This window comes from Sphingobacterium daejeonense (genome assembly GCF_901472535.1).
GTDB lineage: Bacteria > Bacteroidota > Bacteroidia > Sphingobacteriales > Sphingobacteriaceae > Sphingobacterium > Sphingobacterium daejeonense.
This window is the reverse complement of sequence record NZ_LR590470.1, coordinates 4,236,428-4,250,524: the sequence shown is the minus strand read 5'-3', so window position 1 is coordinate 4,250,524 and position 14,097 is coordinate 4,236,428. Positions and strand designations below refer to the sequence as shown.

Sequence of the window (14,097 nt, the reverse complement as noted above, 5' to 3'; positions counted from 1 at the left end):
TGTATTATGTCGTTTTCGGAAAGAATCCTAGCCTGGTACTCTACCCATAAAAGAGCACTGCCATGGCGGGAAACAAAGAATCCATATGTTATTTGGCTATCAGAAATTATACTGCAACAGACTCGTGTTGAACAGGGAATGCCATATTTTTTAAGATTTGTAGAAAACTATCCGAATGTAACAAAATTCGCAAACGCTGACGAAGCCGATATTTTGAGGCTATGGCAAGGATTAGGTTATTACTCCAGAGCCAGAAATATGCACAAAGCAAGCAAACAAGTCATTGATTTACATAAAGGCGTTTTTCCCGTTGATTATCATGATCTGTTAAAATTACCGGGGGTAGGCGAATATACTGCCGCAGCAATCTCCTCTTTCGCAAATAATCAACCTTATGCTGTATTAGATGGGAATGTATTTAGAGTATTGGCTAGATATTTCGGTATTCACGAACCAATCAATAGCACTGCAGGAAAGAAAATATTCGCAAATCTCGCTGCGGAAATGCTCGATCTAAATCATCCTGCGGAATACAACCAAGCCATTATGGATTTTGGATCAATGCAATGTAAACCGAAGAATCCAAACTGTGAAGAATGTATTCTTAGGTTGGATTGTGTCGCATATCAAGATAATTTGGTGGACCAATTGCCCCAAAAAATAAAAGCTAAAAAAAGCAGAGATCGGTTTTTCCATTACTTTATTATTCAAAAAGAAGATTCTGTACTGATGTCTCAAAGAACAGAAGGGGATGTATGGGCCAATCTGTTTGAATTTCCAATGATTGAAACTACTACCGACTTGAATGTAGCAGAATTGGTACAAATGAAAGAGTACCAAGAAGCTTTTGGAAATATACAGCCTATTCAGATTAAAGGACAAATAAAACATATTTTGAGCCATCAGAATATTTTTTGCCAAATTTTATACCTTAAATATCGATAATATGGAATTGGGCAAAAAAAGCCATTGGAATTATTGTTTATTAGAAAATTTAGATAAATTAGCTAAACATAAACTGATTAGTTCCTTTGTGGAACATTATTTTTAGTGCTCACTAAATCCTAAATTATTGTATGTCAGGAGTAAATAAAGTTATTTTAGTAGGTCATCTTGGAAAAGATCCAGAAATCCGCTATTTAGAAGGAAATGTAAGTGTTGCTAGTTTTCCATTGGCTACATCAGAGACTTTCAACAAGGATGGTAGACGTGTAGAACAAACAGAATGGCACAATATTGTGTTGTGGCGTGGTTTGGCAGATGTCGCAGTAAAGTACCTGAGCAAAGGAAAACTTGTATATATTGAAGGCAAACTTAGGACAAGATCGTACGAAGATAAAGAAGGTGTACGACGTTATACCACAGAAATAGTAGCCGAAAGCTTCAATCTGCTGGGGCGAAGATCTGATTTTGAACCGCAAAGCCCGCAACAAACTGGCAGTACTGGAGTGCCTTCAAGTACAGAAACCAAAGAGCAAACTGTAGATTTTACTGAAAACGACGAGGACAACGACGGTCTACCTTTTTAATCTGCCTAATTAAATAACGTAGCATTTCATTATTTTTTAAAATTGCTGTATCTTTGACACATGTTGCAAGATAAGATAACGCAGTATACGGAAGAGATTAAGGCTTTCTCGCCAAACTCAGCTCAAGATGTTGAAAATTTCAGACTCAAATTCCTTGTATCCAAAGGAATCGTAAAGGAATTGTTCGAAGAATTTAAAACGGTAACCCCTGATGAAAAAAGGGTGTTGGGAAAAAGTATTGAATGAATTCAAACAGCTGGCTGAAACATCTTTTAAAGAAGCTTCAGAAAAATTTGCTGGACAGGCAGATAGTAAGTCCACAAAAAGTGAAGATGATTTAACTTTGCCAGGACAAGGATTCTCAATTGGTTCGAGACATCCTCTATCCCTAGTGAGAAAAGAAATAGTAGAAATATTTAAAAAATTAGGGTTTATCGTCGCGGAAGGTAATGAAATAGAAGATGATTGGCACAATTTCTCTGCATTGAATTTTGCACCAGAACATCCTGCAAGAGACATGCAAGATACTTTCTTCATCAAAAAACAAGATGGAAATGACGTGGTATTAAGAACGCATACATCTTCCGTGCAAGTTAGATTGATGGAAGCCGGTCAACCTCCTTTCCGTGCAATTATGCCAGGAAGAGTCTACCGGAATGAAGCAATATCTGCAAGAGCACATTGTTTCTTCCATCAAATTGAAGGACTATATATTGACGAAAATGTGTCGTTCGCTGACCTAAAGCAAACATTATATCACTTCGTGAAAGAATTGTACGGTGAAGATACTAAAGTAAGGTTCCGTCCTTCATACTTCCCGTTCACCGAACCATCCGCAGAAATGGATATATCTTGTACAATATGTAAAGGTGCAGGTTGTCAGATGTGCAAATACTCAGGATGGGTAGAAATCTTAGGTTGCGGTATGGTCGATCCTAATGTCTTGGAAAACTGTGGTATCGATAGCAAGAAATACTCTGGATATGCATTCGGAATGGGAATCGAACGTATTACAAACCTGAAATACGAAATCAGAGACCTACGCCTATTCTCAGAAAATGACGCGAGATTCTTGTCGCAATTCGAAACAGAAATTATTTAAATAACCTGTAGGTTAAAAATTCACCCAAAAACAAAACTTGTTTTTGGGTGAATAATAAATTATAAACTGAATCCCCAATTCAATCATTTAAATGGAAGATAAAGTAGTTATAGCAATAAAGAAATCTGCAAGAGATCTATTTAGAAAATATGGCTATAATAAAACTAGCGTAAATGAGCTAGCAAAAAACGCTTCCATCGCCAAAGCAACTTTTTACAAGCATTTCGCCAGTAAAGAACTTATCCTCCATGCGGTACTAATGGACTATATCCAAGATAATGTCTATGATATCTTAAACAAGAATGTCAATGAAAAGGATATGGCTTTGTTTTTGGCAAATACTATTTTGAGAGTGAGTCGGGTAACTTACACGGTGTGTAATGAATTTGTAGGCTGGGAGTTTATCCGAGAATCAGTTAACGCGCAGGAATACCTCAAATTGCTGTCCGATGACCTTGAATTCCTCCTTTTGCGTTCTTTTATGCAAAATGAAACAATCGCTAACATCATCCCTGAAGAGCGTTTGACTTTCCTAATTAAAACTAGTAAAAACATAGTTTTCTCCTTCGCATTCACAGCAGTCTCTGAAGCAGACGTCCGAAAAAACTTTATCTCGTTCCAAAAAGAAATGTTACCCTATTTGGTAGAAGCGACATTGTTATAGTAGGTAGATTTTAAATGGTTTTCAGTAGAATAATCCATCTAATATCACAAATCTCAAATCTCGTATCTCATATCTAAAATTTCCGTATTTTTGCGGGAATATGGGAAGAAGAATACCTCAGGATAAGAAGTTTATTTCAAACGTTGAAATAATTGATATTGCCGAAGAAGGCAAAGGCGTAGCTAAGCACGATAATTTGGTGCTTTTCATAGAGCGTGCCGTGCCAGGTGATATAGTGGATGTGGAGCTCCAACGCAAAAAAAAGAATTTTGCCGAAGGCAAAATTGCTGAGGTCAAAAAACCTTCAGAATACAGAATAGATCCTTTCTGTTCTCATTTCGGAGTATGTGGTGGCTGTAAATGGCAACATATGACCTATGATTCCCAGTTGAAGTTCAAAGAACAGTATGTCGGAAATGCACTTTCAAGAATTGGAAAAGTTGATGTCTCCGCTATGGAACCCATCTTAGGATCGGAACAAACAGAATATTATAGAAATAAATTAGAATATACATTTTCAAATAAACGTTGGTTGACGAGTTTGGATGAAATCGAACCAACCGACTCAATGGATGCATTGGGTTTCCATGTTCCGGGTAGGTTTGACAAAATTCTTACCGTAGACCACTGCTACTTACAACAAGACCCTTCTAATGATATTAGAAACACCGTCTTTCAGTTCGCAAAAGATAATTTTATGTCTTTTTATGACCTGAGAGAACATCAAGGTGCACTAAGAAACCTGATAATTAGAACTTCTTCAACCGGCGAGCTCATGGTCATCGTTGTTTTCGCTTACCCAGAGGAAGGACAGATTGATATGCTGATGTCCTTTATAAAGGATGAATTCCCTCAAATTACCTCCTTATTATATATAGTCAATCAGAAAAGAAACGACACTATCTTTGATCAAGATATCCATGTGTATGCTGGTCGTGATTTTATTTATGAGGAAATGGAAGGTTTGAAATTCAAGGTGGGGCCTAAATCTTTCTATCAAACAAATTCTAGACAAGCTTACGAATTATATAAAATTACTAGAGAGTTTGCAGATTTAAAAGGTGATGAATTGGTTTATGATTTATATACCGGTGCAGGTACCATTGCAAATTTTGTTGCCAGATCAGCTAAGGAAGTGGTGGGTGTAGAATATGTGCCATCAGCAATCGAAGATGCTAAGATCAATTCTGAAACTAATGGTATTCAAAACACCAAATTTTATGCTGGCGATATGAAAGATGTTTTGACTTCAGATTTCATAGCAGAACATGGCAAGCCAGATGTTGTAATAACTGACCCTCCAAGAGCGGGAATGCACCCAGATGTTGTAAACCGAATTTTGGAAATGGAAAGTGAAAAAGTAGTCTATGTAAGTTGTAATGCAGCTACTCAGGCACGTGATTTGGAGAGTCTAACAACAAAGTATGAGATAGTTCGAATAAAACCTGTCGACATGTTCCCGCATACTCAGCATGTTGAAAACGTCGTATTATTAAAATTGAAGAAATAAAATGGATTTACAAGATCTATTAAATAAAGGACCGGAAGAGGAAGGAACCCCATCCAAACCTAAGAGCCCCTTGGTTAGCTTAAAAAGCGACCTGGATTTTTACAAAGAATCAATCCAAGAGGTTTCTGCAGAAATGATGGCAGAAGGATATACACTCTACCCAATATTTGTTGCACATCAATTAAAGGTTGATCTAGGTGAAATGATATTAGACAGGGACGAACTCAACACCCAATGGACTATTCAAGCAAGTTCTTTGGAAGAGTTTGTCGACCATGGAATTATCAAAGAGGACAAAAAAGAATACTTTATCAAGAATTTCAAACCTGCAAATGACTTCATGTGCTTGTTTGTGGTGGTTCCTGAAGGAGCAAACTTTGTTTTTTATCCCTATAATTCATAGTGATTTAAAACTTTTTAACATTTGCTAGTCAAAAGTATTATTACCTTTAAAATTGGATGTATAGTAAATTAAAATATATTGCCCTACTATGTTCTTTCTTTTTCTTAGCAATAGCTGCAAATGCTCAAGAACAAGATAACATGGTCTCTGGTTTAGTACTGGAGAAGGGGACTAGCACAAGGATTAGTGATGCAAATGTTGTGAATTTGCGAACGAAACAAAACGTAAGGACAAACTCATACGGTGTATTTACCGTTGAAGTAAACGTAGGTGATACGCTCTCCATTTCAAAAGTGGGGTACGGGCCTATTAAAACAAGAATCAACACCCTCGAAGATATTTTAGTAGATATTACTGCCGGAACTCAAATCGAAACTGTAGTCGTAACGCGGAGCACAAAAGAATCCGAAATGCGCCAGATGATGGAAAGATTATGGAAGTAAAGGTGTTTATAATGGTGGTCATAATAAATTCGGAACTTATATATCAAGCCCCGCAACAGCATTGTATAACCTTTTTGGTAAAGAAGCTAAGAATGCAAAAAGGTTTGAACAATATATGAATGTCGAACTCGAACAAACCAAAGTCGACCGAATATTTAATAAAACCCTTGTTTCAAGTTTAACCAAACTCCATGGAGAAGAGTTACAAGCATTTATGGACCTTTATAGACCATCTTATTCAACAGCTCAAAAATGGGGTCAATATGACGTAATGAATTATATTAATTCTTCATTTAAGACTTGGAATGCTCAGGGACGCCCAAAACCACAAAAACTACCAAAGCTAGATATTCCAGTTCAAGAAAAATAAACTATTGATTATTAAGGTTTTGTCATTTGAAATTTTGTTAAAATTGCATTTTGGCATTGGCTTTGCAAATAGGAAATCTATTAGTTCAACAATAAATTAATTAGTACAAAAGATAAATTATTTGATTATGAAAATGAATAAAAGACTAGCGGTATACGGATTGACAGTAGCTACTTCAGCTATGTTGTTTGCTAGCTGTTCAACCATTCAAAATAGTAGTAACACAACTAAAGGTGCTGTCATAGGTACAGCTTCAGGGGGTGCAATTGGTGCACTTATAGGTGGTAAAGCAGGTAACACTGCAGTAGGTGCAATCGCTGGTGCCGTGATTGGTGGTGCTGCAGGTACTTTGATCGGTAAGAAAATGGATAAACAAGCTAAAGAAATCGAAAACACTGTAGCTGGCGCCGAAGTGGAGCAAGTAGGTGAAGGTATCTTGGTGAAGTTTGATTCAGGTATCTTATTTGATTTCAATAGCACAGCATTGAAACCTTCAGCAAAAGAAAATATTGCTAAATTAGTTGAAACATTGAACAAAGAACCAAATACTGATATCTTAGTATTAGGACATACAGACAATGTAGGTACTTTACAAGCAAACCAAAAAGTTTCTGACGGCCGTGCCGCATCTGTGAAATCATTTGCAGTATCTCAAGGTCTTGCTGGTAGCCGTATCAAAACTGAAGGTAAAAACTATTCGGAGCCAATCGCATCAAATGATACTGATGCTGGTAGAGCTGAAAACCGTCGCGTAGAAATCGTAATTGTTGCTAACAAAAAAATGCAACAAGAAGCTAAACAAGAAGCTGCTCAATAAGACAATTAAAAAAAATATATATAAGGTGCTAATTCACATTAGCGCCTTTTTTTTGTTAAAATTTAAGACAACTGCTGACAAACTGTCATTTGTTTAATAGATAATTACTAACTTTGTAGTCTTTGAAATTTGACTATGTTAGAGTTAACACATACAACAAAAACACATGATGAATCTCGCCAAGGTGAGGCTTTAGATATGGTACCTACAGGACAGTCAACCGGCCGTAAACTATATATTGAAAGTTATGGCTGCCAAATGAACTTTTCTGATAGCGAAATTGTAGCCTCCATCTTGATTGAGAAAGGTTTTGAGACAACGAAGGATTATAAAGATGCTGATGTTGTATTTATAAATACGTGTTCAATCCGTGAAAATGCTGAACAACGCGTAAGAAACAGATTAAAAGAATTTGAATCTGCAAAAGCAAAAAATCCAGGAATGGTGGTAGGTGTTTTGGGATGTATGGCCGAACGACTAAAAGCTAAATTCTTGGAAGAAGAAAAATTAGTGGACGTCGTGGTGGGACCCGATGCATACCGTGATCTTCCTAATTTAATTGATAAAGTAGATGAAGGCGGAAGAGCTGTCAATGTATTGCTGTCAAGAGAAGAAACTTATGCAGATATAAGCCCTGTACGCTTAAATTCAAATGGAATTTCTGCATTTATTTCTATCATGAGAGGATGTGACAATATGTGTTCATTCTGTGTGGTGCCATTTACCCGAGGAAGAGAAAGAAGCAGAGATGCTGAGTCAATCGTGAAAGAAGCGCAGGACCTTTTCAATGCAGGATATAAAGAAGTTACTCTGCTAGGACAAAATGTTGACTCCTATAAATATACTCCAACCGTAAAAGAAGGAGAAGAAACAAAACCTACCATTAATTTTGCACAATTGCTAGAGCTAGTGGCTCAAGTAAGCCCAGAATTAAGAATTAGATTCTCTACATCACACCCTAAAGATATTACTGATGAGGTATTGCATACAATGGCTCGTTATGAAAATATCTGTAAATATATCCACCTTCCTGTTCAGTCCGGTAACTCTAGAGTATTAGACTTGATGAATAGAACCTATGACAGAGAATGGTATATGGAAAGGGTAGATGCCATCAGACGTATTATCCCTGAATGTGGAATTTCAACAGATGTAATTACAGGATTCTGTACTGAAACTGAAGATGAACATCAAGAAACATTGTCTATGATGGACTATGTCAAATATGATTTTGCTTATATGTTTGCGTATTCTGAACGTCCAGGCACTTTGGCAGCAAAACGTTATGAAGATGATATTCCTGAAGAAGTCAAAAAACGTAGGTTAACGGAAGTAGTCGATAAACAGCGAGAACATAGCCTATATAGGATCGAAAAATTTGTAGGAAAAGTTCATAAAGTGCTGATTGAAGGTACTTCTAAAAGATCAGACAAAGATTTCTGTGGACGTAATGACCAAAATACAATGGTCGTATTTCCAGTAGATCAAAGATACAAGGTTGGAGATTATGTAAATGTACTTGGCGAAACCTGTACATCAGCTACCTTAATAGGTAGAATTGTTGATTAACACTAATCTAAACACTAAATATTAAGAATGGTTCATCAAGATATTAAGAGCAGGTTTGGGATAATTGGAAACTCTCCATTGCTCAACCGGGCTATCGATATTGCACGTCAGGTAGCACCAACCGATATATCGGTTTTGATTCAAGGTGAGAGTGGATCAGGTAAAGAAGTTTTTTCACATATTATCCATCAATTGAGTGGTCGTAAACATGGACCTTTTATCGCTGTAAACTGTGGCGCAATCCCAGAAGGAACAATCGACTCAGAATTATTCGGACACGAAAAAGGTTCTTTTACCGGAGCACATGAAGCCAGAAAAGGATATTTCGAAGTGGTCGATGGCGGTACAATCTTCCTGGATGAAGTGGGTGAACTGCCATTAGGTACTCAAGCAAGATTGTTGAGGGTATTGGAATCAGGCGAATATATCCGCGTTGGTTCATCTAAAGTCCAAAAAACAAATGTTAGAGTGGTAGCTGCAACAAATGTCGATGTATATGAAGCAGTAAAGAAAGGTAAATTCCGTGAAGATCTTTATTATAGATTGAATACCGTACCATTGCGAATTCCATCACTCAGAGAAAGAAAGGAAGATATTGTACTATTGTTCAGAAAATTCGTAGTTGACTTTTCCGACAAATATCGTTCCCCAGGAATTCAATTGACTGAAGACGCGCAAGAATTATTGAAAAATTACTCTTGGCCAGGAAATGTCAGACAATTGAAAAATATTGCGGAACAGATTGCCGTTCTTGAAAAAGAAAGATTGGTAAATGCACACATCCTTAGCCATTACTTGCCGGTTGAAAATCAAAGTACATTGCCAATGGCTTTAAAAGATCAGTCTAAAGAGAATATCTCGGAACGCGATCTTTTATATAAAGTGCTTTTTGACATGAAAAAGGATATGGTTGATTTAAAAAAATTAGTCGTAGAATTAATGCAGAAAGGTTTCAATCAAGGAACAATGGACCAAAATTCTCCGTATATTAATCAATTATATCAAGAAATAAGGCCTACTTCACCATCATTAGCGGCTGAGGATTACGGATTGAATCCAAATCCAACAATTACTATCCATAACCCTAATCAGGCTAATGGAAATAATAATGATTATTTGTATGATACCCAAGATGTAGAAGAGGTTGAAGAATCATTATCTTTACTTGACAAGGAGTCTGACCTGATCAAGAAAGCCCTGAAAAAGCATAAAGGAAAACGGAAAGCAGCGGCTCAGGAACTAGGAATATCAGAACGAACTCTTTATAGAAAGATTAAAGATTTGAATTTAGATTAATATGTCCAAATTAATGAAAACTGGCAATCTGATAAAATTGATGATCATTGCCATGGTTATACTTACTGTTCAGGGTTGTGGCGTGAAATATAGTCTAAGCGGCGGAACTATTCCTGAGAACATGAAAACATACTCAGTTGAGATCTTTGAGAATATTTCTCCTTTCGTGTCTCCTACATTGAGCCAAACATTTACTGAAGGCCTGAAAGAACGAATCCGTACACAATCTAGGCTCAGCCAGATCAATCAAGACGGAGATGCCATGTTTTCAGGCGTTATTACAAATTATGCCATCACTCCAGCAGCAGTAGAAGCTGGAACCGATATGGCAGCATTAAATCGATTGTCAATCACAGTAAAAGTGAAGTATGTCAATAGAAAAGATGAAACAGGGGAAAGTGATTTTGAAGAAAACTTTACTCAGTTCAAAGAATTCCGTGGTGAAATCAGTTCCCAAGAAAATCAATTGAATACGGAAATCGTGAAAATGCTGACTGAGGATGTGTTTAACCGTGCATTTAATAACTGGTAAAATTAGAGCCTTTGAATAATATGGATCAAGTAAATGTATTTAGAAAAGCACTCGAGAACCCAATGGAAGTAAATGTTGCTGAATTTGAGCAACTTCTTTCAAAATACCCCTATTCTCAGCCTATTATTTATGCATTTGAACGCAAGAAATTTCTGGAAGGACATCCTGTAGATAAACAAAAGACTCTTATTTATTCAAATAACCCTTTTTGGCTAAGAGATTATCTCCAAAAACCCGTAGAAGAAATTCCTGAATTGGAAGTGGATTCAGACGATTACATAGCTTACGAAGATGTTGAAGAAGAAAAGGTAGTAGCTGATGAAACCGAAGTAGAAACCGAAGATTTAGAAAATGATAACCCTGAGCTGCTAGAAACTTTCGTAGAAGAGGATAAGCCACTCGGTAATATCGAGGATATTACAGAAGAAAAAGATCAGCAGAACATCTTGGAAACAGAGCCTGTTTTTGACATCCCATCTGGTTACAATATTGAAAAAGAGTTCGCAGATGATGATGAAGATGTTGAAGAAGATGAAGACTTTGAAATTGAACATGAAAATCAAATAGATATCAATACCCCCGCAGTTCAAGAAAATCAAAGAACGGCAGAAGAAGACATCAGTTTATATAATGATGAGTTGATGCCTTATAGTTTCAGATGGTGGTTATATAAAACTAGATTAGAACATGCTGATACATATCAGCCGTTTTCTTCTCCTGTTCTTCCTAAACAACATAAAGGTCAATTTGACCCTAAGAAATTAGATGATGCAATTTTAGATCAGCAGATTCGAGAGAATATCTTTCACCTGCAGAATCCAGAGGATAAACTCAGCGATCAGCATAAAAAAGAAACGGTTGAATTTAAATCTACAGAACGCGTAGACGAGGTCATTGAAAAGTTTATACGTGAAGAACCACAAATACAACCTCCAAAAGCTGAATCGATAAATACAGAAAATAAAGCTAGAAGTAGCTCTGAAGATCAATTGCAAGTCGTAACAGAAACTTTGGCAAATATCTATGAGTCACAGGGCATGTATGAAAAAGCAATCTCGGTTTTTAGAAAATTAATTTCAGATAATCCAGAAAAAAAATCGTACTTTGCGACCCGAATTAAAGAGATTGAACAAAAGTTATAATTGAAATATAAAAATGGACATTTTATTTATTATCCTAATTATCCTAGCTAGTTTATTATTAGCATTTTTCGTATTGATTCAAAATCCTAAAGGAGGAGGTCTTTCTTCAGGCTTTTCAGGAGGTGCTAATTTAATTGGGGTACAACGTACAGGTGATATTTTGGAAAAAGGAACTTGGATTTTCGCAATCGCATTAATGGTTTTCTGTATTGCAATCAACATCATTGGTCCATCATCATCGAACAGAGGTGGCCTAGGTGATCAAATTGAAACCCCAGTGACGGCTCCAAACTTGAACCTTAATCCTACTGCAACCCCAGCAACTGGTAACCCTGCAGCTACTCAAACACCGGCAACACAAATTCCTGCCGCAACTGACACAACTAAATAAGTAGTCTAAGACTTTAAAAGATATAACCCCTCCTAGCAATAGGTGGGGTTTTTTGTTAAATGCATCACTGGAATGCCATCATGACATTAAGATGATGGATTGTTGACATGAAAAATGACAGTTAGTGCAAAAATGGCAAAATATTTTGCTTTATTTCAATTGGCATAGTTAGTGATGCTTTTGAGTTACGATAATCGAAAAAAACAAATTGATATACAATTATGGCATTAAGTATTAAACCTATCGGAGACAGAGTAGTTGTAGAACCTGCTCCAGCAGAAGAAAAAACAGCATCAGGAATCTATATCCCTGACACAGCGAAAGAAAAACCTTCCCAAGGAATTATTGTGGCTGTAGGTTCTGGGAAACCCGAAGAACCATTGACTGTAAAAGTTGGTGATAAAATAATTTACGGTAAATATTCAGGCACTGAACTTTCTTATGAAGGAAAAGAGTATTTAATTATGCGTGAGGCTGATATTTACGCAGTTTTATAAATTAATCTAAACTTTATTATTTTTTAATATGACCATTAAAGGCAAAAAGCTTTAATAATGGTCTGATATTCAAATTTTAAACAATGGCAAAACAAGTAAAATATAATGTTGAGGCGCGTGACGCCCTTAAAAAAGGTGTTGACACTCTTGCGAATGCTGTAAAAGTTACTTTAGGACCTAAAGGACGTAATGTAATTATCGAGAAAAAATTTGGCTCCCCTGCAATTACTAAAGATGGTGTTTCGGTTGCTAAAGAAATCGAACTGAAAGATGCTTTGGAAAATATGGGGGCTCAAATGGTTAAAGAAGTTGCTTCTAAAACAGCAGATCAAGCTGGTGACGGGACAACAACTGCCACAGTATTGGCACAAGCAATCGTAGCGCCAGGTATCAAATCTGTTGCAGCTGGTGCGAACCCAATGGATTTGAAACGCGGTATTGACAAAGCCGTAGCCGCGGTAGTGGAAAACTTGAGATCCCAATCCCAAGTAGTAGGTGCAGATAACAATAAGATCAAACAGGTTGCTTCAATCTCTGCTAATAATGACGAGGTAATCGGTTCATTGATCGCTGAAGCTATGGAAAAGGTAGGCAACGACGGTGTAATAACCGTAGAAGAAGCTAAAGGCACTGAGACAGAAGTCAAAACTGTGGAAGGTATGCAATTCGATCGGGGCTATTTATCTCCATATTTCGTAACCAATTCAGATAAAATGGAAGCGGATTTAGAAAATCCTTACATTTTAATATATGACAAGAAAATCAGCAACATGAAAGAATTGCTGCCTATCTTGGAAAAACAAGTGCAAACTGGAAAACCTCTATTGATCATTGCTGAAGACCTTGATGGTGAAGCATTAGCTACATTAGTAGTTAACAAAATACGTGGTTCTCTGAAAGTGGCTGCTGTAAAAGCTCCAGGATTCGGTGACCGTCGTAAAGCAATGTTGGAAGATATCGCAATCTTAACAGGTGGAACTGTAATCTCCGAAGAAAGGGGTTTCAAACTTGAAAATGCAGAATTAGATTATTTAGGCCAAGCTGAGAAGGTAGTAGTTGACAAAGACAATACTACAATTATCAACGGTGCTGGTAACGTTGAAGATATCAAAGCCCGTGTTGCTCAAATTCGTTCCCAAATCGAAACAACAACTTCTGATTACGACCGCGAAAAATTACAAGAGCGTTTAGCAAAATTATCAGGTGGTGTTGCTGTACTTTACGTAGGTGCTGCTTCTGAAGTTGAAATGAAAGAGAAAAAAGACCGTGTTGATGATGCTCTTCATGCTACTCGCGCTGCGGTAGAAGAAGGAATCGTTGCTGGTGGTGGTGTTGCTTTCATTCGCTCTGTAGAGGCTTTAGTTAACCTTAAAGGTGAAAACGAAGATGAACAAATCGGTATCGATATCATCAAACGTGCTATCGAAGAACCATTGCGCCAAATCTGTGATAACGCAGGTATCGAAGGTGCAGTGATCGTTCAAAAAGTGAAAGAAGGAACTGCAGACTATGGTTACAATGCTCGTACTGACAAGTTTGAAAACTTGATCGCAGCAGGTGTTATCGACCCAACTAAGGTTTCACGTGTAGCATTGGAAAATGCCGCTTCAGTAGCTTCAATGTTGTTGACTACAGAATGTGTCCTTGCTGACGAACCAGAAGAAAATCAAGTAGGTGCTGGTGGCCCTCCAATGGGTGGCGGCATGGGCGGAATGATGTAATATCACCCCCCCACAGATATATAAAAGGGGCTGTCTAAAAAGGTCTCTTAAAAAAATAACCCCGTCATTAAAAAATGGCGGGGTTTTTCTGTTTTTTGTCCTCAAGATTTT

The 14,097-nt window shown here is 37.1% G+C and carries 15 protein-coding genes and 1 pseudogene; all 16 read left to right on the top strand.

Annotated elements, in window-relative coordinates:
• Positions 1-6: 6 nt before the first annotated feature.
• The 16 genes and pseudogenes from mutY to groL all read left to right on the top strand — a co-directional run bounded on the left by mutY (position 7) and on the right by groL (position 13,986).
• The gene (gene mutY, locus FGL31_RS20245) at positions 7-945 is read left to right on the top strand and encodes an A/G-specific adenine glycosylase (protein ID WP_232047017.1); all 939 of its coding nucleotides are present in this window, start codon (positions 7-9) and stop codon (positions 943-945) included.
• Between the two features lie 131 nt (positions 946-1,076).
• Positions 1,077-1,529 carry a single-stranded DNA-binding protein gene (locus FGL31_RS20240; protein ID WP_099370720.1) on the top strand — a complete coding sequence of 151 codons (453 nt, stop codon included), beginning with the start codon at positions 1,077-1,079 and terminating at the stop codon, positions 1,527-1,529.
• A 60-nt stretch (positions 1,530-1,589) separates the two neighbouring features.
• Positions 1,590-2,631 (top strand): annotated as a pseudogene (gene pheS, locus FGL31_RS20235) (phenylalanine--tRNA ligase subunit alpha).
• A gap of 91 nt (positions 2,632-2,722) precedes the next feature.
• Entirely contained in the window at positions 2,723-3,295 is a 573-nt protein-coding gene (locus FGL31_RS20230; protein ID WP_138094032.1) for a TetR/AcrR family transcriptional regulator, read from the top strand.
• Between the two features lie 100 nt (positions 3,296-3,395).
• A complete protein-coding gene (rlmD, locus tag FGL31_RS20225) occupies positions 3,396-4,805 on the top strand; it encodes a 23S rRNA (uracil(1939)-C(5))-methyltransferase RlmD (RefSeq protein WP_099370717.1) in 1,410 nt (469 codons plus the stop codon).
• A 1-nt stretch (position 4,806) separates the two neighbouring features.
• Positions 4,807-5,208 (top strand): hypothetical protein, encoded by a 402-nt coding sequence (locus tag FGL31_RS20220; protein WP_138094030.1) that lies wholly within the window; start codon positions 4,807-4,809, stop codon positions 5,206-5,208.
• A gap of 56 nt (positions 5,209-5,264) precedes the next feature.
• On the top strand, positions 5,265-5,651 hold the full coding sequence (locus FGL31_RS20215; RefSeq protein ID WP_138094028.1) for a peptidase associated/transthyretin-like domain-containing protein: 387 nt from the start codon (positions 5,265-5,267) through the stop codon (positions 5,649-5,651).
• 61 nt (positions 5,652-5,712) lie between these two features.
• Complete coding sequence (locus tag FGL31_RS20210) at positions 5,713-6,021, top strand: hypothetical protein (RefSeq protein ID WP_138094026.1); 309 nt, start codon at positions 5,713-5,715, stop codon at positions 6,019-6,021.
• Between the two features lie 127 nt (positions 6,022-6,148).
• The gene (locus FGL31_RS20205; RefSeq protein ID WP_373604701.1) at positions 6,149-6,838 is read left to right on the top strand and encodes a YiaD family glycine zipper/OmpA-like lipoprotein; all 690 of its coding nucleotides are present in this window, start codon (positions 6,149-6,151) and stop codon (positions 6,836-6,838) included.
• Between the two features lie 135 nt (positions 6,839-6,973).
• On the top strand, positions 6,974-8,407 hold the full coding sequence (gene miaB / locus FGL31_RS20200; protein ID WP_099370713.1) for a tRNA (N6-isopentenyl adenosine(37)-C2)-methylthiotransferase MiaB: 1,434 nt from the start codon (positions 6,974-6,976) through the stop codon (positions 8,405-8,407).
• A gap of 27 nt (positions 8,408-8,434) precedes the next feature.
• A complete protein-coding gene (locus FGL31_RS20195) occupies positions 8,435-9,703 on the top strand; it encodes a sigma 54-interacting transcriptional regulator (RefSeq protein WP_138094024.1) in 1,269 nt (422 codons plus the stop codon).
• A gap of 13 nt (positions 9,704-9,716) precedes the next feature.
• Positions 9,717-10,235, top strand: a complete 519-nt coding sequence (locus FGL31_RS20190) for an LptE family protein (RefSeq protein WP_232047016.1) — start codon at positions 9,717-9,719, stop codon at positions 10,233-10,235.
• Between the two features lie 20 nt (positions 10,236-10,255).
• On the top strand, positions 10,256-11,377 hold the full coding sequence (locus FGL31_RS20185) for a tetratricopeptide repeat protein (protein WP_138094022.1): 1,122 nt from the start codon (positions 10,256-10,258) through the stop codon (positions 11,375-11,377).
• 13 nt (positions 11,378-11,390) lie between these two features.
• Positions 11,391-11,768, top strand: coding sequence for a preprotein translocase subunit SecG (gene secG, locus FGL31_RS20180; protein WP_099370709.1), 378 nt, complete (start codon positions 11,391-11,393; stop codon positions 11,766-11,768).
• A gap of 221 nt (positions 11,769-11,989) precedes the next feature.
• On the top strand, positions 11,990-12,265 hold the full coding sequence (locus FGL31_RS20175; RefSeq protein WP_099370708.1) for a co-chaperone GroES: 276 nt from the start codon (positions 11,990-11,992) through the stop codon (positions 12,263-12,265).
• 83 nt (positions 12,266-12,348) lie between these two features.
• Positions 12,349-13,986, top strand: a complete 1,638-nt coding sequence (gene groL / locus FGL31_RS20170) for a chaperonin GroEL (protein ID WP_099370707.1) — start codon at positions 12,349-12,351, stop codon at positions 13,984-13,986.
• The last annotated feature ends 111 nt before the right edge of the window (positions 13,987-14,097 follow it).

Coding starts and splice junctions, on each gene's coding strand:
- FGL31_RS20185 (WP_138094022.1), top strand. CDS start 10,256: ATGGATCAAGTAAATGTATTTAGAAAAGCACTCGAGAACCCAATGGAA.
- FGL31_RS20175 (WP_099370708.1), top strand. CDS start 11,990: ATGGCATTAAGTATTAAACCTATCGGAGACAGAGTAGTTGTAGAACCT.
- FGL31_RS20205 (WP_373604701.1), top strand. CDS start 6,149: ATGAAAATGAATAAAAGACTAGCGGTATACGGATTGACAGTAGCTACT.
- rlmD (WP_099370717.1), top strand. CDS start 3,396: ATGGGAAGAAGAATACCTCAGGATAAGAAGTTTATTTCAAACGTTGAA.
- FGL31_RS20220 (WP_138094030.1), top strand. CDS start 4,807: ATGGATTTACAAGATCTATTAAATAAAGGACCGGAAGAGGAAGGAACC.
- FGL31_RS20190 (WP_232047016.1), top strand. CDS start 9,717: ATGAAAACTGGCAATCTGATAAAATTGATGATCATTGCCATGGTTATA.
- FGL31_RS20240 (WP_099370720.1), top strand. CDS start 1,077: ATGTCAGGAGTAAATAAAGTTATTTTAGTAGGTCATCTTGGAAAAGAT.
- groL (WP_099370707.1), top strand. CDS start 12,349: ATGGCAAAACAAGTAAAATATAATGTTGAGGCGCGTGACGCCCTTAAA.
- FGL31_RS20195 (WP_138094024.1), top strand. CDS start 8,435: ATGGTTCATCAAGATATTAAGAGCAGGTTTGGGATAATTGGAAACTCT.
- mutY (WP_232047017.1), top strand. CDS start 7: ATGTCGTTTTCGGAAAGAATCCTAGCCTGGTACTCTACCCATAAAAGA.
- FGL31_RS20215 (WP_138094028.1), top strand. CDS start 5,265: ATGTATAGTAAATTAAAATATATTGCCCTACTATGTTCTTTCTTTTTC.
- miaB (WP_099370713.1), top strand. CDS start 6,974: ATGTTAGAGTTAACACATACAACAAAAACACATGATGAATCTCGCCAA.
- secG (WP_099370709.1), top strand. CDS start 11,391: ATGGACATTTTATTTATTATCCTAATTATCCTAGCTAGTTTATTATTA.
- FGL31_RS20230 (WP_138094032.1), top strand. CDS start 2,723: ATGGAAGATAAAGTAGTTATAGCAATAAAGAAATCTGCAAGAGATCTA.